This window comes from Cnuibacter physcomitrellae, assembly GCF_014640535.1.
GTDB lineage: Bacteria > Actinomycetota > Actinomycetes > Actinomycetales > Microbacteriaceae > Cnuibacter > Cnuibacter physcomitrellae.
This window is the reverse complement of sequence record NZ_BMHD01000002.1, coordinates 45,294-67,939: the sequence shown is the minus strand read 5'-3', so window position 1 is coordinate 67,939 and position 22,646 is coordinate 45,294. Positions and strand designations below refer to the sequence as shown.

18 protein-coding genes are annotated in these 22,646 nt (G+C 71.5%); 12 read left to right on the top strand and 6 right to left on the bottom strand.

Annotated features, from left to right (window positions below):
- The first annotated feature begins 54 nt into the window (after positions 1 to 54).
- The 5 genes from IEX69_RS17170 (at position 55) to leuS (ending at position 8,560) form a co-directional block, all read left to right on the top strand.
- Complete coding sequence (locus IEX69_RS17170; protein ID WP_085019063.1) at positions 55 to 1,467, top strand: cytochrome ubiquinol oxidase subunit I; 1,413 nt, start codon at positions 55 to 57, stop codon at positions 1,465 to 1,467.
- 9 nt (positions 1,468 to 1,476) lie between these two features.
- Positions 1,477 to 2,517, top strand: a complete 1,041-nt coding sequence (gene cydB / locus IEX69_RS17165) for a cytochrome d ubiquinol oxidase subunit II (protein WP_085019064.1) — start codon at positions 1,477 to 1,479, stop codon at positions 2,515 to 2,517.
- Between the two features lie 4 nt (positions 2,518 to 2,521).
- Positions 2,522 to 4,225, top strand: coding sequence for a thiol reductant ABC exporter subunit CydD (cydD, locus tag IEX69_RS17160; protein ID WP_085019065.1), 1,704 nt, complete (start codon positions 2,522 to 2,524; stop codon positions 4,223 to 4,225).
- Positions 4,226 to 5,869 (top strand): thiol reductant ABC exporter subunit CydC, encoded by a 1,644-nt coding sequence (cydC, locus tag IEX69_RS17155; RefSeq protein WP_085019066.1) that lies wholly within the window; start codon positions 4,226 to 4,228, stop codon positions 5,867 to 5,869.
- A gap of 108 nt (positions 5,870 to 5,977) precedes the next feature.
- Positions 5,978 to 8,560, top strand: a complete 2,583-nt coding sequence (gene leuS / locus IEX69_RS17150) for a leucine--tRNA ligase (protein WP_085019067.1) — start codon at positions 5,978 to 5,980, stop codon at positions 8,558 to 8,560.
- 50 nt (positions 8,561 to 8,610) lie between these two features.
- On the opposite strand, the gene IEX69_RS17145 is transcribed toward leuS, so the two are convergent.
- From IEX69_RS17145 to IEX69_RS17135, 3 genes are all read right to left on the bottom strand, one after another.
- Positions 8,611 to 9,957: an L-fuconate dehydratase gene (locus IEX69_RS17145; protein ID WP_085019068.1), complete on the bottom strand. Its 1,347-nt coding sequence runs from the start codon at positions 9,955 to 9,957 to the stop codon at positions 8,611 to 8,613.
- Positions 9,958 to 10,017: 60 nt separating this feature from the next.
- Positions 10,018 to 10,341, bottom strand: a complete 324-nt coding sequence (locus IEX69_RS17140; RefSeq protein WP_085019069.1) for an L-rhamnose mutarotase — start codon at positions 10,339 to 10,341, stop codon at positions 10,018 to 10,020.
- A gap of 198 nt (positions 10,342 to 10,539) precedes the next feature.
- Positions 10,540 to 11,550, bottom strand: coding sequence for a LacI family DNA-binding transcriptional regulator (locus IEX69_RS17135; RefSeq protein WP_085019070.1), 1,011 nt, complete (start codon positions 11,548 to 11,550; stop codon positions 10,540 to 10,542).
- A gap of 171 nt (positions 11,551 to 11,721) precedes the next feature.
- Here IEX69_RS17135 and IEX69_RS17130 point away from each other — a divergent pair, with 171 nt between their 5' ends.
- The 3 genes from IEX69_RS17130 to holA are packed head-to-tail and all read left to right on the top strand — an operon-like array spanning position 11,722 to position 15,930.
- Positions 11,722 to 12,432, top strand: a complete 711-nt coding sequence (locus tag IEX69_RS17130) for a ComEA family DNA-binding protein (protein ID WP_085019071.1) — start codon at positions 11,722 to 11,724, stop codon at positions 12,430 to 12,432.
- Between the two features lie 4 nt (positions 12,433 to 12,436).
- A complete protein-coding gene (locus IEX69_RS17125) occupies positions 12,437 to 14,833 on the top strand; it encodes a ComEC/Rec2 family competence protein (RefSeq protein ID WP_085019072.1) in 2,397 nt (798 codons plus the stop codon).
- 50 nt (positions 14,834 to 14,883) lie between these two features.
- Positions 14,884 to 15,930, top strand: coding sequence for a DNA polymerase III subunit delta (gene holA, locus IEX69_RS17120; RefSeq protein ID WP_085021390.1), 1,047 nt, complete (start codon positions 14,884 to 14,886; stop codon positions 15,928 to 15,930).
- 24 nt (positions 15,931 to 15,954) lie between these two features.
- Here holA and IEX69_RS17115 read toward each other — a convergent pair whose 3' ends face one another.
- On the bottom strand, positions 15,955 to 16,311 hold the full coding sequence (locus IEX69_RS17115) for a nuclear transport factor 2 family protein (protein WP_157127128.1): 357 nt from the start codon (positions 16,309 to 16,311) through the stop codon (positions 15,955 to 15,957).
- Between the two features lie 138 nt (positions 16,312 to 16,449).
- Positions 16,450 to 16,710 carry a 30S ribosomal protein S20 gene (gene rpsT / locus IEX69_RS17110; RefSeq protein ID WP_085019074.1) on the bottom strand — a complete coding sequence of 87 codons (261 nt, stop codon included), beginning with the start codon at positions 16,708 to 16,710 and terminating at the stop codon, positions 16,450 to 16,452.
- Between the two features lie 174 nt (positions 16,711 to 16,884).
- On the opposite strand from rpsT, the gene IEX69_RS17105 reads away from it, so the two are divergent.
- Together IEX69_RS17105 and IEX69_RS17100 are read left to right on the top strand one after the other, a co-directional pair.
- A complete protein-coding gene (locus tag IEX69_RS17105) occupies positions 16,885 to 18,144 on the top strand; it encodes a pyridoxal phosphate-dependent aminotransferase (RefSeq protein ID WP_085019075.1) in 1,260 nt (419 codons plus the stop codon).
- Positions 18,141 to 19,145 carry a ketopantoate reductase family protein gene (locus IEX69_RS17100; RefSeq protein WP_085019076.1) on the top strand — a complete coding sequence of 335 codons (1,005 nt, stop codon included), beginning with the start codon at positions 18,141 to 18,143 and terminating at the stop codon, positions 19,143 to 19,145. Before IEX69_RS17105 ends, IEX69_RS17100 begins: the two co-directional genes overlap by 4 nt.
- 30 nt (positions 19,146 to 19,175) lie before the next feature.
- Here the strand turns inward: IEX69_RS17100 and IEX69_RS17095 are convergent, their stop codons facing one another.
- Positions 19,176 to 20,054, bottom strand: coding sequence for an NAD-dependent epimerase/dehydratase family protein (locus IEX69_RS17095; RefSeq protein WP_085019077.1), 879 nt, complete (start codon positions 20,052 to 20,054; stop codon positions 19,176 to 19,178).
- Between the two features lie 72 nt (positions 20,055 to 20,126).
- On the opposite strand from IEX69_RS17095, the gene lepA reads away from it, so the two are divergent.
- Both lepA and IEX69_RS17085 read left to right on the top strand, forming a co-directional pair.
- Entirely contained in the window at positions 20,127 to 21,977 is a 1,851-nt protein-coding gene (lepA, locus tag IEX69_RS17090; protein WP_085019078.1) for a translation elongation factor 4, read from the top strand.
- Positions 21,974 to 22,645, top strand: a complete 672-nt coding sequence (locus IEX69_RS17085; protein WP_229756443.1) for a DUF1990 domain-containing protein — start codon at positions 21,974 to 21,976, stop codon at positions 22,643 to 22,645. The genes lepA and IEX69_RS17085 overlap by 4 nt, the downstream gene beginning before the upstream one ends.
- Position 22,646: the final 1 nt, after the last annotated feature.

The window sequence follows — 22,646 nt, the reverse complement described above, 5'->3', positions numbered from 1 at the left end:
TTCGGAGCTTGTATACAAGGCGGGTAGAGTGGATCCGAATCGGAGGTCCCACCCGTGAACGACCTGCTGGACCCGCTGCTCCTCTCCCGGTGGCAGTTCGGTCTGACGACCATCTACCACTTCCTCTTCGTGCCGCTGACGATCGGCCTGGCCACCACGGTCGCGATCTTCCAGACGGCCTGGGTCCGCACCGCGAAGGCGCACTACCTGCAGCTCACCCGCTTCTTCGGGTCCTTGTTCCTCATCAACTTCGCCATGGGCGTGGTGACGGGCATCGTGCAGGAGTTCCAGTTCGGCATGAACTGGAGCGACTACTCCAGGTTCGTCGGCGACGTGTTCGGCGCCCCGCTGGCGCTCGAGGGTCTCCTCGCCTTCTTCCTCGAGGCCACGTTCATCGGACTCTGGATCTTCGGCTGGAACCGGCTGCCGCAGAAGCTCCACCTGCTGACCATCTGGGCGACGGCGATCGGCTCGATCCTCTCGGCCTACTTCATCATCGCGGCGAACGCCTTCATGCAGAACCCGGTCGGCTACACGATCGATGCCGAGCGCGGCCGGGCCGAGCTGTCCGACATCGGGGCCGTGCTGACGAACAAGGTGGCGCTCGCGGCCTTCCCGCACACGATCTTCGCCGCGTTCATGGTCTCGGCGGGCCTCATCATCGCCGCGGCGGCGTGGCATCTGGCCCGCAACCAGCACCTGGAGTCGATGCGCCCGGCGCTGAAGTTCGGACTGTGGATGATGGTGATCGCGGGAGCGCTCACCGTGCTGAGCGGAGACCAGCTCGGCCTCGCCATGGTCGAGACGCAGCCGATGAAGATGGCGGCCGCCGAGGCGCTCTACACGACGTCGACGGGGGCGGATGCGTCGTTCTCGATCTTCACGCTGGGCACGCCGGACGGGGTGCACGAGCTGTTCTCGATCCGCGTGCCGTACCTGCTGAGCTTCCTGTCGACCCACACCTTCGACGGCACGGTCGAGGGCATCAACGATCTCCAGGCGCAGTACACGCAGCTCTACGGTCCCGGCGACTACACCCCCATCATCTGGGTCACGTACTGGGCGTTCCGCTGGATGATCGGTCTCGGCATGGCGCACGTGCTCGTCGCCGTCGTCGGACTCTGGCTCACCCGCAAGGGCCGGATGCCCAAGCAGCGCTGGGTGTGGCGCGTCGCCGTCTGGTCGTTCCCGCTGTCGCTCCTGGCGATGATCGTCGGCTGGGTCTTCACCGAGATGGGTCGGCAGCCGTGGATCGTGTTCAGCCTGCTGAAGACCGAGGACGCCGTCTCGCCCGGCGTGACGGGGCTCGACGTGCTCATCTCGCTGATCGCCTTCACGCTCGTCTACGGGTCGCTCGCGGTGGTGGAGTTCCGACTCATCATCCGCGCCATCCGCAAGGGCCCGCCCGAGCCGCCTGAGAAGGACGAGGCCACGGGCGAGGTCCAGCACCACGCGACGGTCTACTAGGAGCTGATCATGGACCTCCCCACCCTCTGGTTCTTCATCGTCGGGTTCTTCTTCGTCGGCTACTTCGTGCTCGACGGCTTCGACTTCGGCGTCGGGATGTCGCTGCCCTTCCTCGGAAGGGACGACACCGACCGTCGTGTGCTCATCAACACCATCGGCCCGGTCTGGGACCTCAACGAGACCTGGGTCATCGTGGCAGGCGCGGCGATGTTCGCCGCGTTCCCCGAGTGGTACGCGACGCTGTTCTCGGGCTTCTACCTGCCGCTGCTCCTCATCCTGCTCGCACTGATCGCCCGCGGCGTCTCGTTCGAGTACCGCCACCAGCGACCGGAGGCGAGCTGGAAGCGCCGGTTCGACCTCATGATCACGGTCGGCTCCGCCGTGCCGGCGTTCCTCTGGGGCGTCGCGTTCGCCAACATCGTGCAGGGCGTGCCGCTCGATGCGAACCACGACTTCACCGGTTCGCTGCTCACGCTCCTCAACCCCTACGGCCTGCTGGGCGGACTCACGACGCTGCTGCTGTTCTTCACCCACGGCGTGGTGTTCGTCGCGCTGAAGACCGACGGCGAGATCCGCGGACGCGCCCGTCGGCTGGCCACCCGGGCGGGGATCGTGACGATCGTCGTCGCGGCCGCGTTCCTGGTCTGGACCTCGGCCGCCCACGGGACCCCGGCCGGGATCGCGCTCGCGGGCGCCGCGGCGGTCGCCCTGGTGCTCGCCGTGCTGTCGAACGCGGCGGGCAAGGAGGGGTGGGCCTTCGCCCTCATGGCGGCGACCATCGCCTTCGCCGTGCTCAGCCTGTTCCTGTCGCTGTTCCCGAACGTGATGCCCGCCTCGAACGACCCCGCGAACACGCTCACCATCGCGAACGCGTCGTCGTCCGGGTACACGCTCTCGATCATGAGCTGGGTCGCCCTGGTGTTCCTGCCGCTGATCCTGGGGTACCAGGCGTGGACCTACTGGATCTTCCGGAAGCGGGTCACGCGGGCCCACATCGGCGAGCCCCAGTCCACCGGCGTGGCGGGGGCCCAGCCGGATGGCGCACACTAGAGCGATGCGCCCCGTCGATCCCCGGCTGCTGCGGTACGCGGCGGCAGCGAGGACGTTCTTCGCCCTCGGCGGACTCGCCGGACTCGTGCAGACGGTCGCGATCGCCGCCTTCGCCTGGTCGGCCAGCGCCCTCGTCGTCCGGGCGATCGGCGGCGCCTCCCTCGCCGAGCTCGCCCCGCTGATAGCGGGCCTCGCGGCCGCCATCGCGGTGCGGTTCCTCGCCACCTGGTGGGCCGACGCCAACGCGGCCCAGGCGGCGGCGCGGGTCAAGAGCCAGCTGCGCCGCGCCGTCGTGGCCAGGATCACCGCCCTCGGCCCAGCCTGGCTCGCCCGGCGCAGCAGCGCCTCGGTGGCGACGACCGTCGGGCCCGGGCTCGACGCCCTCGACGGGTACTTCTCGAAGTACCTCCCCCAGCTCATCCTCACGGCCGTCGCGACACCGCTGCTCCTCGCGATCGTGTGGTGGCAGGACTGGCTGAGCGGCCTGATCGTGACCCTCACCCTGCCGATCATCCCGGTCTTCATGGTCCTCATCGGATGGGCGACCCAGTCGATGCAGGCCAGGCAGTGGGAGCGGCTGACGAGGCTCTCGAGCGCGTTCCTCGACGTGGTCGGCGGTCTCTCCACCCTCATCCTCTACGGACGGCAGCATCGCCAGGCGCAGCGCATCCGCTCGGTCAGCGACGAGTACCGCGTGCAGACGATAAAGGTGCTGCGGGTGTCGTTCCTCTCCGGGTTCGCGCTCGAGCTCGCGGCGAGCCTGTCGGTCGCCCTGGTCGCGGTCTCGATCGGGGTCCGGCTCATCGACGGCGACCTCGGGCTGGGGGTGGGGCTGTTCGTCCTGCTCCTCGCCCCCGAGGTCTTCCTCCCCCTGCGGAGCGTCGGCACGCAGTTCCACGCGGCGGCCGACGGGGTCGCCGCGGCCGACGACGTGTTCGCGATCCTGGAGGCTCCGGTGGCCCACGACGCGGCGGAACCCTCCGTCGCCGCCGGCTCGCCGGCTCCGCGCGGGTCGTCGGTCGTCCTCGAGGGGGTTCGCGTGGTCCGGGAGGGAGCCGCGCTCGGAACCGTCGACGCGGTGCTGCCCGCGGGAGAGGTGACCGCGATCGCGGGCCCGAGCGGGAGCGGCAAGTCCTCGCTCCTGGCGGCGCTCGTCGGGTTCGCGCCGCACGAGGGGCGCATCGTCGTCGCCGGTCGCGACGCGTCCGACGACCCGGCGCCCCGTGCGTGGATCAGCTGGGCCGGCCAGCGAGCCGACCTGGTGGAAGGCGACCTGCTGGCGAACGTGGCTCTGGGGGACGAGGAGCCGGATGCCGCGCTGGCCCGTCGCTGCCTCGATGAGGCGGGCGCCCCCGAGCTCGAGCTGACCAGGTCGGCGGACGCCGAGGGCCGGGGGCTCTCAGGGGGCCAGTCCCAGCGTGTGGCGGTGGCGCGAGCCGCGTACCGCGCACGACGTCTCGACTGCGCCGTGGTCGCCCTCGACGAGCCCACCTCCGCTCTCGACGCCGTCGCGGAGAGCGCGGTGGTGCGACTCGCGCGCGCTCTGGCCGACGAGGGCCGTGCAGTGGTCGTCGTCAGCCACCGGGCCGCCCTGCTCGACTCCGCCGACTCCGTCGTCCCGGTCCTCGCGGAGCCCGCCCGCCCGGCGCCGGCCGGTGACGGGAACCCGGTCGCCGTGGTCGCCGACGAGAGCGTGGAGGTGGTCTGAGTGCAGCGATCCGACGTCCTCCGACTCGCCAAGCCCCGGGGCTGGCGCGCCGCGCCCGGCATCCTCCTCGGACTCCTGAGCGCCCTCTGCGCCGTCGCCCTCCTGGCCACCTCGGCCTACCTCATCACGCGTGCTGCGGAGCAGCCGCCGATCCTGTACCTCTCCGCCGCCATGGTAGGGGTCAGGGCCTTCGCGCTCGGGCGGGCCTTCTTCCGCTACACGGAGCGGCTCGCGAGCCATGACGCCGCCTTCCGAGCCATGCCCGAGCTGCGGGTGGGCCTCTACGAGCGCCTCGTCCCGCGCTCGCCCGACGGCCTCGGGACGACGCGGCGCGGCGACCTGCTCTCGCGGCTGGTGTCCGACGTCGACGACCAGCAGGACCTCCCGCTGCGGGTGGTGCAGCCGCTCCTCGTCTCCAGCCTGACGGCGATTGCGAGCGTCGTCCTCGTCTGGCTGCTGCTCCCCGCCGCGGGCATGACCCTCCTCGCCTGCCTCCTGGTGGCCGCGGTCGTCGGCACCGCGGTCGACTCCGCCGTCGCGCGCGGGGTGCAGCGGGGTGTGGCGGCCCTCCGCGGCGAGCACCTGGCCCGCCTCACGCAGTACCTCCGCTCGCTCGACACCCTCATCGCCTACGGGGCGGCTCCGGCCGCCGAACGCCGCCTGGACGAGGCGGACCGCGCGCTCACCTCGGCCGTCCGGCGCCGTGTCGCGGGCGCGAGCATCGCCTCCGCCCTCACCACCCTGCTCGCCGGGGCGGCGACGCTCTCCGCCGTCCTGGTGGGCGTCCCGGCGCTCGGCACGGGCGGGTTCGACGGGCCGGCGCTCGCCGTGGTGGTGCTCGTCCCGCTCGCCGTGTTCGAGGTGTTCGGCATGATCCCGCTCGCGCTCGGATCCTGGCGGCGGGTCTCGGCGTCGGCGCAGCGCATCGCGCAGGTGGTGCCCGACGAGATCCCCGCGGAGATCCCTCGGCAGGAGCCGTCGAGCGCTGTCACGACCCTGCCGGAGGGCCGCAGCATCCGTCTGCGCGGGGTGTCCGCGCGCTGGCCGGGCGCGTCGGAGCCCGCCGTCTCCGGCATCGACCTCGACGTCTCCGCGGGGGAGTGCGTGCTCGTCACCGGCTCGAGCGGAGCCGGCAAGACGACGCTGGCGCACGTCCTGGTCCGCTTCCTCGAGCACGGCGGACGCTACGAGATCGACGGCGTCGACGTGCGCGACCTCGCTCCGGACGACGTGCGCCGCCTGGTGGGGCTGTGCGAGCAGACGCCGCACCTGTTCGACGACGACCTGCGGCAGAACCTCCTGTTCGCCCGCGAGGACAGCGACGACGCCGACCTCTTGGCCGTGCTCGACCGGGTGGGCCTGGGGGAGTGGACGGCCGAGCGCGGCGGTCTCGACGCCCGGGTCGGGGAGAGGGGATCGCTCGTCTCCGGAGGGCAGGCGCAGCGGATCGCGCTCGCCCGAGCGATGCTCGCCGACAGGCCCGTCCTCGTGCTCGACGAACCCACGGCCGGGGTCGACGCGGATCGCGCCGACGCCCTGGTGGCCGACCTGGTCGGAGCCGCCCGCGCATCCGGACGGGCCGTGGTGCTCATCTCCCACGCCCCCGTCGACCCCGCTCTCGTCGACCGGGCCCTCCGGCTTTAGTACTCTTGAGCTGGTGCGCCTTCGAGCGCACCGTCCTCCCGCGGCACCCGCCAGACCCCTCCGGCCCCTTTCTCGTGCCGCACGCGCCTGCAATGAAGTGAGAACCACGTGGTCATCGACAACAGCCCCGTCAGCGAGGGCGGCAAGGCCGCCGAGGAGACCGAGCGCTGGGATCCGGCGAGCCTCCAGGCGAAGTGGATGCCGGTGTGGGAGGAGATCAAGCCCTTCCGCACCGACGTCCCCGGCGACACCCGCCCGCGCAAGTACGTGCTCGACATGTTCCCGTACCCCTCGGGCGACCTGCACATGGGTCACGCCGAGGCGTACGCCCTCGGCGACGTGATCGCCCGCTACTGGCGGCAGCAGGGCTTCAACGTGCTGCACCCCGTGGGATGGGACTCGTTCGGCCTGCCCGCCGAGAACGCCGCCATCAAGCGCGGCCTCGACCCGAGGCAGTGGACGTACGACAACATCGACCAGCAGCACCAGAGCTTCAAGAAGTACGCCAGCTCGTTCGACTGGAGCCGGGTGCTCCACACCTCCGACCCCGAGTACTACAAGTGGAACCAGTGGCTGTTCCTCAAGATGTACGAGAAGGGCCTGGCCTACCGCAAGGCGAGCTGGGTCAACTGGGACCCGGTGGACCAGACCGTGCTCGCGAACGAGCAGGTCCTGCCCGACGGCACCTCGGAGCGCTCCGGCGCCGTGGTGGTGAAGAAGAAGCTCACCCAGTGGTACTTCCGCATCACCGACTACGCCGACCGCCTGCTCGACGACCTCAAGCAGCTCGAGGGCACCTGGCCCTCGAAGGTCATCGCCATGCAGCGCAACTGGATCGGCCGGTCCGTCGGCGCCGACGTCGACTTCGTCATCGAGGGCCGCGACGAGCCCGTCACGGTCTTCACCACGCGTCCCGACACGCTCTACGGCGTGACGTTCATGGTGGTCGCCCCCGACTCCGACCTGGCCATCGAGCTGGCGGCGGGCTCGACCCCCGAGGTGCAGGAGCGCTTCCAGACCTACCTCGCCGAGGTGCAGAAGACGTCCGAGACCGAGCGCCAGAGCGCCGATCGGCCGAAGACCGGCATGCCGCTCGAGCGCTGGGCGATCAACCCGGTCACGAAGGAGCGCATCCCGATCTGGGCGGCCGACTACGTGCTCGCCGACTACGGACACGGCGCGGTCATGGCGGTCCCCGCCCACGACCAGCGCGACCTCGACTTCGCCCGGGCCTTCGACCTGCCCGTGCGCGTGGTGGTCGACACGAACCAGCCCGTCACCGGCGTCATCCCCGTCATCGACCTCGACAACCTCGACGAGCTGCCCCCGCTCGATCCCAAGTCGACCGGGACCGCGCTCACCGGCGAGGGGCGGCTGATCAACTCCGGGCCGCTCGACGGCCTGTCGAAGTCGAACGCCATCCGCCGCATCATCGAGCTGCTGGAGCAGGCGGGGACCGGGCGTCCGGCGAAGAACTACCGCCTTCGCGACTGGCTCATCTCGCGTCAGCGCTACTGGGGCACGCCCATCCCGATCATCCACGGGGAGGACGGCTCCGAGCATCCGGTGCCCGAGGACCAGCTCCCCGTCGTGCTGCCTCCCACGGAGGGCCTCAACCTCACGCCGAAGGGGTCGTCGCCCCTCGGCGCGGCCGAGGACTGGGTGAACGTGCCGAACCCCGTCGACGGGACCCCGGCCCGCCGCGACCCCGACACGATGGACACCTTCGTCGACAGCTCGTGGTACTTCCTCCGCTTCCTCTCGCCGAACGACGACACCCAGCCGTTCGACCCGAAGGAGGTCGAGAAGTGGGCCCCCGTCGACCAGTACGTCGGCGGCGTGACGCACGCGATCCTGCACCTGCTCTATGCGCGCTTCATTACCAAGGTCCTGTTCGACCTCGGCTACGTGCCCTTCACCGAGCCGTTCAGCGCGCTGCTCAACCAGGGCATGGTGCTGATGGACGGATCGGCGATGTCGAAGTCCAAGGGCAACCTGGTCCGGCTCTCCGACCAGCTCGACGAGCACGGCGTCGACGCCGTGCGCCTGACGATGGCGTTCGCCGGTCCGCCGGAGGACGACATCGACTGGGCCGACGTGTCGCCCGCGGGGTCGGCGAAGTTCCTCGCTCGCGCCTGGCGCCTGTCCGGCGAGGTCACGAGCGCGCCCGAGGTGAACTGGCGCGACGGCGACCGCGCGCTGCGCAAAGTGACGCACCGCTTCCTCGCGGAGGCTCCCGGTCTGATCGAGGCGTTCAAGTTCAACGTCGTGGTGGCCCGCATCATGGAGCTGACGAACGCCGCCCGCAAGGCCATCGACTCGGGCCCCGGCGCAGGCGACCCGGCCGTCCGCGAGGCCGTCGAGACCATCGCCCTGGGCCTCAGCCTCTTCGCGCCGTACACCGCCGAGGACATGTGGGAGCGACTGGGCTACGAGCCCTCGGTCGCCAACTACGGATGGCGCAAGGCCGACCCATCGCTCCTCACCGAGGACGCGGTGACGGCGGTGATCCAGGTCGACGGCAAGGTGCGCGACCGCGTCGAGGTCTCGCCGAAGATCGGCGCCGCCGAGCTCGAGGCCCTGGCCCGGACGCTCCCCGGAGTGGTGCGCTCCGTGGGCGATCGCGAGATCGTCACGGTCGTCTGCCGCCCGCCGCGTCTGGTCAACATCGTCACCAAGCCGCTCGGCTGAGGAGGGCCCGCCTAGCTTCCGCGGGGAGCGAGCCCCTCAGCGACGGGTCCTCACGCCTGGGCGCCGGCGCCCGCCGACTCGAGCGGCCGTTCCCCGGAACGAGTCGTGGCCCAGTAGCCGCCGGCGGGGAAGGAGAACTCCGCGATCGACTCCGCGTGCATCTCGGCGGAGTAGCCCGGGAGGGACGGCAGGACGTAGTTGCCGTCGACCACGATGCAGGGGTCGGTGAAGTGCTCGTGCAGGTGGTCGACGTACTCGGTCACCCGCCCCTCCAGCGATCCGGAGACGGCGACGAAGTCGAAGATCGACAGGTGCTGCACGAGCTCGCAGAGCCCCACGCCACCCGCGTGCGGGCACACCGGGACGTCGAACTTCCTGGCCATGAGGTACACCGCGAGGATCTCGTTGATGCTCGCCAGGCGCGCCGAGTCGAGCTGGCAGTAGTCGATCGCCTCGGCCTGGAACATCTGCTTGAACAGCACCCGGTTCATCCCGTGCTCGCCGGTGGCGACGCCGATGGGGGCCACGGCCCTGCGCACCGCGGCGTGGCCCAGCACGTCGTCGGGGCTCGTCGGCTCCTCGATCCAGAGCGGCTTGAACTCGGCCAGGCGGTTCACCCACTCGATGGCCTGGGGCACGTCCCAGACCTGGTTCGCGTCGATCATGAGATGCGCATCCCAGCCGATGACCTCGCGGGCGATCCCGCAGCGTCGGATGTCGTCCTCGAGGTCCGCTCCGACCTTCAGCTTCAGATGCCGGTACCCCTCGTCGACCGACTCCTGCAGCAGCCGGCGCAGCTTGTCGTCGGTGTAGCCCAGCCAGCCGGCGCTGGTGGTGTAACAGGGGTAGCCGCCGCGATGCTCCAGCTCGGCGATGCGCGCGGCGCGGGTGGGCGCCATGTCGGTGAGGATCTGGAGCGCCTCCTCGCGGGTGAGGGCGTCGGAGAGGTAGCGGAGGTCGGCGACGTCGACGAGCTCCTCAGGGGTCATGTCGGCCAGCAGCCGCCAGAGCGGCTTGCCCGCGCGCCGGGCCGCCATGTCCCACACGGCGTTCATCACGGCCGCCAGGGCGAGGTGCTCCACCCCCTTCTCCGGTCCGAGCCAGCGCAGCTGGGAGTCCGACGCGAGCTCCCGGTAGACGCGCCCGAGGTCGCCGACGATCTCGTCCACGTCGCGACCGATCAGGGGCAGCGCCCGCTGGCGGGACATCTCGGTCACCACGTCGTTCCCACGGCCGATCGTGAAGGTGAACCCGTAGCCGCGGAGGTCGTCGTCCGTCCTCAGGACCACGTAGGCGGCCGAGTAGTCGGCGTCCTTGTTCATGGCGTCCGAGCCGTCGAGGCTGAGGGAGGTGGGGAAGCGGACGTCGAACACGTCGACCCCGGTGAGGGTGGTCATCTGCAGAGGAACCGTTCGGTCGTGGATGGTGGGGGAGCTCGCGAGGCGGGTGCCTCGCGGTCAGTCGGTGTGGAAGACCTCGGGGATCTCCTGCCACCACTCGCCGTCGGCGCGGGTGTCGAGTGGTCGCTGGAGCGGTTCCTGCACGGCCCACCACCGGCGGGTGGGCTCGTCGGCGGCGATGGCCGCCATGTCGGCGTCGTAGTCGTCGCCGGTGTACTCGAAGTAGGAGAACAGCAGCTCGCCGAAGCGGTAGATCGAGTAGTTGTGCACGTGGCTGGCGGCCAAGCGATCGAGGACCTCGGGCCAGACGGCCGAGTGGTACGCCTCGTACGCCTCGCGGTTCGCCTCGGGGAGGCCGATGACCGACGCGACGCGCTTCATCGTGCGGCTCCTGCCGTGAGTGCTCCTGGTGTCTTCATCGACGCTCCCGGTCTGGGGTGTGCTGGTGACGGGTCTCCCCGTCTGTTCGCGTGACACGTTATCCCCGCGCGATCGTCGAAGTCAAACGTTTGAGCAGGCGGACGTAGGAGCATTCGTCGTCGCCGAGGCATCGCCGCCTCGCCGTCTCGTCAGCGCGGGTCAGCGCTCGAGCGCGGCCGTGGACTCCCGCACGATCAGGCGGGGCGGCGGATCCGTGACGACGATCCGAGGCACGGTGCCGCCGTGGATGCGCTCGTAGAGCGCTGCCATCGCCGCCCGGCCCAGCTCGTAGCGCGGCATCTTCACCGTGGTCAGCGGCGGCCACGTGCTGTCCGCGGTCCAGGCGTCGTGGAGGGCCACGACCGAGACGTCCTGGGGCACCTCGATGCCCTGGCTGCGAAGCTCGAGGAGCACCCCGAAGCCCGCGTTGATGTTCGCCACCACGATCCCTGTGGGTCTGGTGCGCTGCGCGAGGAGCTGTCGGACGGCGGCGCGACCGGCCTCCAGCTCGTACCCGAGATCGGTCACGAGCGCATCGTCCACCGTGAGGCCCGAGGACGCCATCTCCGAGCGGAACCCCGCCACCCGGCGTCTGCCGGTCACCGAGGACGCGAGTCCGCCGACGAAGGCCAGCCGCTCGTGCCCGAGGTCGATCAGGTGGCGGGTGGCGACGGCCACGCCGAGCTCGTCCTCCAGGTCGACGAAACCGCCGTCGTCAGGGTGGTTGGAGTTGACGTAGACGACGGGGAGCCCGCTGTCGATCTGCTCGCGGAGCTCGTCGGGGAGCATCGCATCCGCCGCCTGCACCAGGGCTCCGTCGATCCGGCCCTCGCCGATCAGGCGCGGCAGGGCGTACTGCTCCAGCTCGCGCTCGGCGCGGGCGAGCAGGACCATGTACCCGCGCTCGTACCCCTCGTCCTCCACCCCGTGCATCAGCTCGCTCACGATCGCGTTCGTGAGATCGGGCACGACGAGGGCCACGACCTCCGTGCGCGAGAGCTTCAGGGCTCGTGCCGCGTAGTTCGGCTGGTAGCGCAGCTCGCGGGCGGCGTCGTGGATGCGCTGGCGGGTGGCATCGCTGACGCGGGCGTCCGCGGCACCCGACAGCACGCGGGAGACGGCCGAGATCGACACCCCCGCCATCGAGGCCACGTCGCTGAGGGTCGCCATCGGATCAGTCTAGGGACACCACCGGAGGTGCAGTCCTGCGGGGGCGGGTGCATCCGCGGCGTCGTGGGGGAGTACCCTGAGCCTCACGTCACAGGCCCGCCGAGACGACGGCTTCTCCACAGATCCGCTCGAGCCCGGCCCCGCGTCGAGCGCGCGATCTACCGTGGCGCCATGTCCGATCTCGACCCAGGCCCCGCTCCGTCCGCCGAGCTCCCCGAGGCGCGTCCGCGCTCGCTGAGGATCGGCGTGGGCGCTGCGATCGTGCTCGTGATCGTCGCCCTCGTCGTCACCGTCCTCGTGAGCGCGGCGAGCCCGGCCGGGTCCACGGGAGTCGTGGTGCCGTCGGCGACGGGCCGCGCGCCGTCGGGTGGGGAGCCCGGTCAGCCCGGTGAGCCCGGTCAGCCCGGTGGAGTCGGTGCTGTCGGCGGAGAGGCCGATGGTGCAGCCGGGGAGGCGCTGCTGGTCCACGTGCTCGGCTCCGTCGTGACGCCGGGCCTCTACAGGCTGTCGCGTGGGGCCCGGGTGGTCGATGCGATCGCGGCGGCCGGGGGCTTCGCGGCGGAGGCCGACCACGCCAGCGTCAACCTGGCCCGTCCGGTCGCCGACGGAGAGCAGCTCCGTGTGCTGGCCCAGGGGGAGGCGCCGCCGCCCGGGCCGGCGGAGGGCGCGGCCGCCGGCGGCAGCGCCTCGGGGCCCGTCGATCTCAACCGGGCCACGGCGGCCGAGCTCGACGAGCTGCCCCGCATCGGGCCGGCGACCGCCCAGCGCATCATCGACTATCGCGAGGAGCACGGTCCCTTCTCGAGCGTCGACGACCTCCTCGAGGTGCCGGGCATCGGCGACAAGACGCTCGACGGTCTCCGCGACCTCGTGAGGGTGTGAGGTCGTGCGACTCGTCCCGGCCGCCGGATGCGCGTGGGGAGCGGGCGCGCTGACCGCCCTGTGGCCGGCGTGCGCGCTTCCCCTGGGGGTCGCTCTCTGGAGCATCATCATCGTGCTCGTCGTGGTCGCGCTGCTCCTGCGCCGGAGGACCTCGGCCGGTCTCTGGGGCGCGCTCGTCGTCGCCGTGGCGGCCGCGGCGCTCGTCGTGGGGGTCGTCCTGGCCACGGCGCCGCTCCGCAGTCCACCTGCTCTGGAAAGCGGCTCCGGCGCCCGGCACGGCGTCGCGACGGTCGAGATCACGTCCTTCGTCGAGAGGCGGAGCCACGCCGGGTCCGAGGCCCCGGGACCCGCCGAGGGTGACGCCGGTGGGCAGCCCGCGGTCGCGGTGCGGTTCTCGGCGACGCTGGAGTCCATGGAGCGCGGCGGGTCGGTCGTCCGGGCGGCGATGCCGGTGACCGTGCTCGCCGAGGTCGATGACCCACGAGCACATGCGCTCGGCCAACGCCTCCGGTTCGACTCCTCCCTCGTCCCGAGATCCTCCGGCGACACGCGGGATGCGCTGCTCGTCGCCGACGGGCCGCTCGAGGTCGTCGCGGCTCCGCCCTGGTGGCTCGGGTGGGCGCAGACGGTGCGGTCGGCGTTCCGCGACGTGGCCGACGGTCTCCCCGCCGATGGTGGCGACCTCCTGACCGGCCTGGTGGTGGGGGACGACAGCGAGCTGCCCGAGGATCTCCGCCAGGCGATGCTCGACACCGGCCTCACCCATCTCACGGCCGTCTCCGGGGCGAACTGCGCCATCGTCGTCGGTGCGGGTGTCGCGCTCGCGGCGGTCGCGGGGGCGGGGCTCCGTTCTCGACTCGTCGTCGGTGGGCTCCTCCTGGCCACGTTCGTCGTGCTGGTGACGCCCCAGCCGAGCGTCCTGCGCGCCGCCGTGATGGCGGCGGTCGTGCTGATCTCCAGTGCGCTGGGGAGATCGCGCCAGGGCCTCTCGGCGCTCGCGCTGGCCGTCGTCCTCCTGCTGGCCGCCGATCCTGGCCTCGCCGCTAGCGCGGGCTTCGCGCTCTCCGTGGCGGCGACGGGCGGGCTCCTCGTCGTGTCCGCCCCTACCGCGTCGCTGCTGGCCCGCGTCATGCCGCGACCGCTCGCCACGGTGATCGCCGTGCCCGTCTCGGCGCAGGTGGCGTGCCAGCCGCTCCTGTTCCTCCTCGACCCGAGCATCGCGCTCTATGCCGTCCCGGCGAACCTCCTCGCCGAGCCTGCGGCCGCGTTCACGACGATCACGGGGTCGATCGTCTGCGTCCTCGCCCCGCTCGCACCTCCTCTCGCCGCGGTCGCCGGGTGGCTCCCGTGGCTCGGCTCCGCCTGGATCGCCGCCGTGGCACGCACGTTCGCGTCGCTGCCCGGCGCTGTGATCCGGCCGGAGGGCAGCCCGGCGGTCGTCGCGCCGCTGGTCGCCCTCTGCTGCGCCGCCGCCCTGGTGGGCGCCGTTCTCCTGACGCGGCGACCACGGCTGGGCGTCGTGCTGCTCTCGGGCTCCCTCGTCATGGTGCTGGCCGCAGTGGCGATCGGCGTCGGCCGGACGGTCGCGCGCTCCGTCTCGATCCCCGGCGACTGGGTCGTCGCGGCGTGCGACATCGGCCAGGGCGACGCACTGGTGGTCCGGAGCGCCGGCCGCTTCGCGCTGATCGACGCCGGGCCCGATCCGGCGCTCCTCGAGGCGTGCCTCGCCAGGCTCGGCGTCTCCCGTCTCGACCTCGCCGTGCTCACCCACTACGACCACGATCACGTCGGCGGGGCCTCTGCGCTCGCGGGGCGGGTCGACGAGGTCCTGGTCGGGCCCGACCCGAGCGGCAGGGGAGCGCGCCTCCGCGGGGTGCTCGGCCGTGCAGGTGCGCAGATCCTTCCCACGTGGAGAGGGATGCACGGCACCCTGGGCTCCCTGCGCTGGGACGTGCTCTGGCCACCGGAGGGGTCGCGCACCGAGGGCAACGACGCGAGCGTGACGCTCCTCGTGACCGGGGCGCTGCGGATGCTGTTCCTCGGGGATCTGAGCGAGTCTGCTCAAGACCGCCTCCGCGCCGCGGGCCCGCTCCCCGTCGTCGACGTGGTGAAGGTGTCGCACCACGGCTCCGCCGACCAGAGCGAGGCTCTGTATCGGGAGGTCAGGGCGAGCGTCGGTCTGATCTCGGTCGGCGCGGGCAACGACTATGGGCATCCGACGCAGAGACTGCTCGGCATCCTCGACGGGATCGGGACGACGGCGTTCCGCACCGATCTCGACGGGCTCATCCTCGTCGCGGGCTCGTCCGGCCGGATCACGATGTGGTCCGAGCGGGCACCTCCTGCAGCGGAGGCGTCCCGGTCGCCCCCCCCGCGGGGCCGCGTCGGACGTCGCGGGTAGGCTTCAGGAGGCGTTCGACCACGGCGCCGGAGAGCGACGAGGAGGGCACCATGGCGACGAGTCGGTCACGCCCCGCGCCCGCGCGGGGCTCGGCGAAGTCGCCGAAGTCGGCCATCCCGCAGCTGAGCTGGAGCGAGGTCCGTCCAGCCCCGGTCGTGCTCATCACCGGGTCCGAGGGGTTCCTCGCCGATCGGGCGGGCCGCATCCTGCGCGACCTGCTCCGGGCCGAGGATCCGAGCCTCGAGGTGAACGACATCGACGCGGCGTCGTACGCCCCGGGCGAGCTGCTGACGCTGGCCAGCCCGTCGCTCTTCCAGGAGCCGCGGCTCATCCGCGTGTCCGCCGCCGAGAAGTCCTCCGATGCGTTCCTCGAGGAGGCCCTCGACTACCTCGCCTCACCGGCCGACGACACCTACGTCGTCATCCGGCACGCGGGCGGCGTGCGGGGCAAGAAGCTCCTCGAGGGGATCCGCGCCGCCTCGGGCACGGCGATCGAGATCGTCTGCGCCGAGCTGAAGAAGGACACCGAGCGCTACGAGTTCGCCGTGGCCGAGTTCAAGGCGGCGGGCAAACGCGTGACCCCCGGCGCCGTGCGCGCGCTCGTCTCCGCCTTCACCGACGACCTCGCCGAGCTGTCCAGCGCCTGCTCGCAGCTCATCGCCGATGCGAGCGACGAGATCACCGAGGCGACCGTCGAGCGCTACTACGCCGGGCGGGTCGAGACCAACGCGTTCTCGGTGGCTGACGCCGCGATCGCGGGCCGGTACGGCGAGGCGATGGCGCTGCTCAGGCACGCCCTCGCCTCCGGGGCCGATCCGGTGCCGATCGTCGCCGCGTTCGCGATGAAGATCCGGACGATGGCGAAGGTCGCAGGCACTCGCGGCGGGTCCGGTCAGCTGGCGGGCCAGCTCGGCCTCGCCCCCTGGCAGATCGACCGCGCCCGCCGTGACCTCTCCGGCTGGACCAGCGAGGGGCTCGGCCAGGTCATCCTGGCGCTCGCCGCCGCCGACGAGAACGTCAAGGGCGCCTCGCGCGATCCGGTCTACGCCCTCGAGACCGTCGTCGCAACGATCGCCGCCCGCGGCGCCCGTCCCTGACGGCGCACCGTCCGGTGGTCCGTGTCACGACGCGACCACCGTGCCCTGGTGGAACACCAGCACCGGTCCGTCCGTCCGCCAGAGCGACGAGTGCCTGCTCTCGCTCCCGTCGCTCCGGATGACGTAGGTCACGAGCACGAGGTCCGCCGCGACGCGATTGAAGAGCCAGTCCGACGTCGTCGGAGCGGGCCTCTCGGGCTCCTCGGCCAGGGCCGCGACGATCTCCGGTGCCGTCCAGCGCCGACCCGACCGCCCGATCTCGACGAAGCCGTCGGCGAGCAGAGCGGCCGTCCTGGTGGCGTCCCGCCGCGTCTCGGACGTCAGGAGCGAGAGCTCCGCATCTCGGATCGCGCGGAACGGCTCGGTGTCGGACTCCCTCATGCCTCGACCGTAGTCCGCGACCGCGATCGTGGCGCGCACAGCGGAGACGACGAAGCCCCGTCGAGGCGGGGCGTGCAGTACTGCCGAGAAATGACGAAGCCCCGCCGAGGCGGGGCTTCGTCAGGTGAGCGGTGCGGCTCAGAGAGCGGCGACCTGCTTGGCGATGGCCGACTTGCGGTTCGACGCCTGGTTCTTGTGGATGACGCCCTTGCTCACGGCCTTGTCGAGCTTCTTCGCGGCCACGGCGTACGACGCCTCGGCCTTGGCCTTGTCGCCGGCGGTGACCGCGGCGCGGGTGGTGCGGAGGGCGGTCTTGAGCTCGCTCTTGACGGCCTTGTTGCGCTCCTGCGCCTTCTTGTTGGTGCCGATGCGCTTGATCTGCGACTTGATGTTTGCCACGGGGAATAACCTCTTGTGTCTTCTTCGGATGGATGCGGTGCGGCCGTTCGAGGCGCGTCGCGCGTCGCGCGGCCGCTGTTCGCATCCTTCGAAAACCTGCGGATGCGTAAGCCAACAGACAACATTACCAGGTCGTCGGAGGCACGACAATCGGACGGAGTAGCGTGGATGACTATGCCGCGTCTCGCGTCCCATACCGACACCGTTCCCCCGTCCGGCATCCGACGCGTCTTCGAGCTCGCACACTCGCTCGACGACGTCGTGTACCTCGCCGTCGGCGAGCCCGACGTGGAGGTGGCCCCCCACATCCTGGAGGCGGCCGCAGCCGCCTGGACGGCCGATCAGACCGACTACACGCCCAACGGCGGCATCGTGCCCCTGCGCGACGCGATCCGCGACGACCTGAGGGCGCGCCACGGCGTCGAGGTCGACCGGGAGCGGGTGTGGGTGACGAACGGCGCGACCGGGGCCCTGCACCTGGCGATGAACCTGGTGCTCGACGCGGGTGACGAGGTGCTGGTGCCCGACCCGGGCTACACGACCTTCACCATGAACGCCCACCTGCTGTCGGCCGAGCCCGTGCCGTACCCGCTCCATCCCGACCGCGGCTTCGCCCCCGACCTCGACGAGCTCGCCCGTCTCCTCACCGATCGGACGCGGGCCATCATCGTCAACTCGCCGTCCAACCCGCTCGGCGCGATCTTCCCGCGCGAGACGATGGAGCGCATCCTGTCCTTCGCCCGCGAGCACGACCTGTGGGTGATCAGCGACGAGGTGTACGAGCGCTTCACCTACGGGGTGCCGCACACGAGCATGCTGGGCCTCGGCGACGACGAGAGGGTGCTCGCGGTGTTCTCCGCGTCGAAGACGTACGCCTTGACCGGCGCGCGCGTGGGGTGGCTCGTCACGCCTCCGGGCTTCGCGCCGCTGCTGCGGTCGGCGCAGGAGGCGATCGTGAGCTGCATCAACACCCCGGCCCAGATCGCGGTGGTCGCCGCGCTCACCGGCGACCAGGAGCACGTCGACCGCGCCGCGGTCCACTACCGCGAGAACCTCGACGTGGCGACGACGCTCCTGCGGGAGCGCGGCATCCGCTACCTCGAGCCATCCGGCGCCTTCTACCTCTGGGTCGACCTGTCGTACGCGACGGAGGGCGATGTCGCCGCCTGGGCCGAACGCTTCCTGATCGAGCGGCGGGTCGCGGTCGCGCCGGGCAGCGCCTTCGGGCGGATGGGCGAGGGCTGGATCAGGGTGTGCGTCGCCGCATCGGAGGCCGACCTCGTCGAAGGGCTGAGCAGGCTGCCCGACCCGCCGCAGCCGGCGACGGCCCCCACGGCGCCGGTCGCCGCGGCGTCGGCCACCGCGGCGCCTGCTGAAGCGGCGCGGACCGAGGCCGCGCGACCCGAGTCCACGCGACCCGAGGTCGCGCGATGACCGTCGCGGTGATCGGCGCCGGAGCGGTCGGCGGGACCCTGGCCGCCGCCCTCGACCGCGCTGGACGGGACGTCGTGGTCACCGCCCGCGGAGAGCACCGCGAGGCCATCCGGCGAGACGGGCTCCTGCTGACGGGCGGATGGGGCGACCACCGGGCCCGGGTGGCGGTGCGGGAGGCCCTGGACGAGCGCCCGGACCTCGCGATCATCGCCGTGAAGGCGCAGGACGCCGATCGTGCCGTCGCCGAGAACGCCTCGGCGCTCCGGGGCACCGATGTGCTCGTGGTGCAGAACGGTCTCGGCGGGGCCGAGCGCGTCGCTGCCGCGCTGCCCGAGTCCGCGGTGCTCGGCGGGCTGGCGCTCTACGCGGCCTCGTTCCTCTCGCCCGGGCGTGTGGCGATCACCACCCCCGGACCGACCATCCTCGGGCCGGTGGACGCCGACCGCGATGCCGAGGCCCTGGCGCGGGTCGCGAGCGCGCTCGGCGCCGCCGTGCCCGTCACGACGACGACGAACCTCGTGGGCGCCCAGTGGACGAAGCTCATCGTCAACCAGGTCAACGCGCTGCCCGCCATCACGGGGATGAGCGTGCAGGACGTGGTGCGGGTGCCCGTGCTGAGACAGGTGATGACCGCGTCGATGCGCGAGGCGGTGGTCGTCGCCCGGGCGCGCGGCGTCCGCTTCGAGCCGATGTCCGGGCTCGGCGAGGGACTGCTCACCGTGTTCTCGATGGCGCCCCTGCGCTGGGCGGAGATCCTCCCTCAGCAGATGGCACGGCGGATGGGGTCGACGCCCAATCCCGGTTCGACGCTGCAGAGCATCCGCCGTGGTCAGCCCACCGAGATCGACCACCTCAACGGGGCGGTCGTCGCCGAAGGCAGGGCGGTCGGCCTGCCGACCCCGGTGAACGAGCGCCTGGTCGCGCTGGTCCACGAGGTCGAGTCGACGGGCCGGTTCGTCCCTCCCGCGCGGGTGCCGCGCGAGGTGTTCCGCCGGCGCTGACCGCGGCGCCGGAGCAGTGTCGTGCCGGGCTCAGCCCGTGTAGGACCCGCTGCGCAGCTCCTCGACGAGCGTGGGGCCGTTCGGCTCCCAGCCGAGGTCGATGCGGGCCGACGTGCCCCGCGCCTGCTGGTCGAGCAGCAGGGCGTCGCCGAAGGGTACGCCGAGCTTCGCATGCACCTCGTCGATCGTGGTCGGGACGACCCGGCCCTCCAGGCCGGCTGCGGTCGCTGCGGCCACGCCGAGCTCGTGCACGGTCGGGTTGTCGCCGCCCGCGCCGATGTACCGGGATCCTCCCTCGGCGAGGTCGAAGGCGAGGACGTAGAGCTCCGCGAGGTCGTCGACGAAGACGGTGGTCCAGTGCTGGTCGCCCGAGCCGATGAGCTGCAGCGCGCCATCGACCTGGTCGGCGCCCGCGACGAGTGCGGGGATGCCGCCGCCGTGGCCGTAGACGATGCCGGGGGCGATGACGGTGGTCTTCACGCCCTCCGCCTTCTGCACGCGCTCGTCGAGAGGGACGCGCCACGCGGTGAGCGCGGGCGGGTCGAGCGGAGACGTCTCCGAGATGTCGGCGTTCGATCCGTAGACCCAGATGCCCGAGGTGTGCACGAAGGGCTTGTCGCTGCCCTCCAGGCCCGCGAGGACCGCGTCGACGAAGGTCTCGGTGACCTCCGCATCCGAACCGTCGCCGGGGGCGGCGAGCTGGATCACGCCGTCGCTGTCGGTGGCGAGCTGCTCGACGAGGCCGCGGTCGCCGATGGTCCCGATCGCGGCGGTGGCGCCGGCCGCCTCGACCTGGCGCGCCTTCGACTCGTCGCGGACGAGGGCGACGACGTCGCGGCCCTGCGCACGGAGGATCTGGAGGACATGGGAACCGATGTATCCGGTCGCGCCGGTGAGGAGGATGGCCATACATGGCACAATAGGTCGTCCCCGGAAATCCTTCCCGACCAGAGGGAATCCTTCCCGACCAGTAAGGAAAGCGTGAGCCCTACAGCGCTGAAGCCGCTCGAGCCCGCGTCGACGAACCCCGCGCAGATCCGCAACTTCTGCATCATCGCGCACATCGACCACGGGAAGTCCACCCTCGCCGACCGCATGCTGCAGATCACGGGCGTCGTCTCCGATCGCGACATGCGCGCCCAGTACCTCGACCGCATGGACATCGAGCGCGAGCGCGGCATCACCATCAAGAGCCAGGCCGTGCGCATGCCCTGGTCGGTCGGCGGCGAGACCTTCGCGCTGAACATGATCGACACCCCGGGCCACGTCGACTTCACCTACGAGGTCAGCCGCTCGCTCGCCGCGTGCGAGGGCGCGATCCTCCTGGTCGACGCCGCGCAGGGCATCGAGGCGCAGACCCTCGCGAACCTCTACCTGGCGCTCGAGAACGACCTCCAGATCATCCCGGTGCTCAACAAGATCGACCTCCCTGCGGCCGAGCCGGAGAAGTACGCCGCCGAGCTCGCGAACCTCATCGGCGGCGACCCGGCCGACGTGCTCCGTGTCTCAGGCAAGACCGGCGTCGGCGTCGAGGAGCTCCTCGACCGCGTGGTCGAGCTCATCCCCGCCCCGGTGGGCGAGGCGGATGCGGCGGCCCGCGCCATGATCTTCGACTCGGTCTACGACGCCTACCGCGGTGTCATCACCTACGTCCGGATGATCGACGGCGAGCTGAAGCCGCGCGAGCGCATCCAGATGATGTCGACGAAGGCGACCCACGAGATCCTCGAGATCGGGGTGTCGAGCCCGGAGCCCACGCCGAGCAAGGGCTTGGGCGTCGGCGAGGTGGGCTACCTCATCACCGGTGTGAAGGACGTCCGTCAGTCGAAGGTCGGCGACACGGTGACCACCGCCGCGAAGCCCGCCACACAGGCGCTGCCCGGCTACACCGAGCCGCTGCCGATGGTGTTCTCGGGCCTCTACCCGATCGACGGCAGCGACTACCCGCTGCTGCGCGAGGCGCTCGACAAGCTCAAGCTGTCGGATGCGGCGCTCGCCTACGAGCCCGAGACCTCGGTCGCTCTGGGGTTCGGCTTCCGCTGCGGATTCCTCGGCCTCCTCCACCTCGAGATCATCAGCGAGCGCCTCGAGCGCGAGTTCGGCCTCGACCTCATCGCCACGGCTCCGAGCGTGATCTACCACGTCACGACGGAGGACAAGAAGGAGATCGAGGTCACCAACCCGAGCGAGTTCCCCGCGGGCAAGATCGCGAGCGTGTCCGAGCCCGTCGTGAACGCCGCGATCCTGGCGCCGAAGGACTACGTCGGCGTGATCATGGAGCTCTGCCAGAGCCGCCGCGGCACCCTGCAGGGCATGGACTACCTCGGTGAAGACCGCGTCGAGATCAAGTACACGATGCCGCTCGGCGAGATCGTGTTCGACTTCTTCGACCAGCTGAAGTCCAAGACGGCGGGCTACGCCTCCCTCGACTACGAGCCCGCGGGTGAGCAGGAGGCCGACCTCGTGAAGGTCGACATCCTCCTCCAGGGCGAGCGAGTCGACGCGTTCAGCGCGATCGTGCACCGCGACAAGGCCTACGCCTACGGCGTGCTGATGACGAGCCGGCTCCGCGAGCTGATCCCTCGGCAGCAGTTCGAGGTCCCCATCCAGGCGGCGATCGGCGCCCGCATCATCGCCCGCGAGTCCATCCGCGCCATGCGCAAGGACGTCCTCGCGAAGTGCTACGGCGGCGACATCTCCCGCAAGCGCAAGCTCCTCGAGAAGCAGAAGGAGGGCAAGAAGCGCATGAAGATGGTGGGCCGGGTCGAGGTCCCCCAGGAGGCGTTCATCGCCGCCCTCTCCGGCGACGTCGAGAAGAAGGACAAGAAGTGAGCGCCGAGACGGCGCGACCCGTGCGCCGCACCTCCGCGGGGGTGCCGCTCACGTACGCCGCCGTCGGAGCGACGAAGGCCGACGACCTCCTCGCGTATCCGCCCGCCGGGTTCCGGCCCGTCGAGCGCCGGGTGCGGCTGGGCAGCGGCGACGCCCGCTTCGCCGCTGCCTCGTCAAAGCTCCTCGCCTGGGGCGTGCAGCGCGGCGCCGGCCTCGAGGTGCGCAACATCCAGCTGCCCGCCCCGAGCGACACCGACTACGCGGGCCTGCTCTACGACGCGGCCGGGACGGCCGTCGGGACGCGGGTCGCGCATCCGGAGCAGACGTACGAGGCGGACGGCACGCCGCAGGTCGCCGCCGGCGCCACCGCCGACCTCACGGTGCGGGCGTTCGGGCGGTCCTTCACCGCGCCGGTGCGCGTCGTCTACGAGGTGGCCGAGCCCGGACGGGTCGGCTTCGCCTACGGCACCCTGCCCGGGCATCCGGCCAGCGGCGAGGAGTCCTTCGTGGTCGAGCACTACCAGGACGACTCGGTCTGGCTCGTGGTGCGCGCCTTCTCGCGTCCGTCCACCTGGTACTACCGGCTCGCGGCCCCGCTCGTCCGCTTCATGCAGGCCGGCATCACGCGCCGCTACCTCCGAGCCCTCTCACCCGCCAGCGGGGCCTGAG

Bases quoted from the DNA above. Each gene is read 5' to 3' on its own strand.
- IEX69_RS17100 (WP_085019076.1), top strand. From the start codon at position 18,141: ATGACCGTCGCGGTGATCGGCGCCGGAGCGGTCGGCGGGACCCTGGCC.
- IEX69_RS17145 (WP_085019068.1), bottom strand. From the start codon at position 9,957: ATGACCACCCTCACCGGGGTCGACGTGTTCGACGTCCGCTTCCCCACC.
- cydB (WP_085019064.1), top strand. From the start codon at position 1,477: ATGGACCTCCCCACCCTCTGGTTCTTCATCGTCGGGTTCTTCTTCGTC.
- IEX69_RS17115 (WP_157127128.1), bottom strand. From the start codon at position 16,311: ATGAGGGAGTCCGACACCGAGCCGTTCCGCGCGATCCGAGATGCGGAG.
- cydD (WP_085019065.1), top strand. From the start codon at position 2,522: ATGCGCCCCGTCGATCCCCGGCTGCTGCGGTACGCGGCGGCAGCGAGG.
- IEX69_RS17140 (WP_085019069.1), bottom strand. From the start codon at position 10,341: ATGAAGCGCGTCGCGTCGGTCATCGGCCTCCCCGAGGCGAACCGCGAG.
- IEX69_RS17135 (WP_085019070.1), bottom strand. From the start codon at position 11,550: ATGGCGACCCTCAGCGACGTGGCCTCGATGGCGGGGGTGTCGATCTCG.
- IEX69_RS17105 (WP_085019075.1), top strand. From the start codon at position 16,885: ATGCCGCGTCTCGCGTCCCATACCGACACCGTTCCCCCGTCCGGCATC.
- IEX69_RS17095 (WP_085019077.1), bottom strand. From the start codon at position 20,054: ATGGCCATCCTCCTCACCGGCGCGACCGGATACATCGGTTCCCATGTC.
- holA (WP_085021390.1), top strand. From the start codon at position 14,884: ATGGCGACGAGTCGGTCACGCCCCGCGCCCGCGCGGGGCTCGGCGAAG.
- IEX69_RS17130 (WP_085019071.1), top strand. From the start codon at position 11,722: ATGTCCGATCTCGACCCAGGCCCCGCTCCGTCCGCCGAGCTCCCCGAG.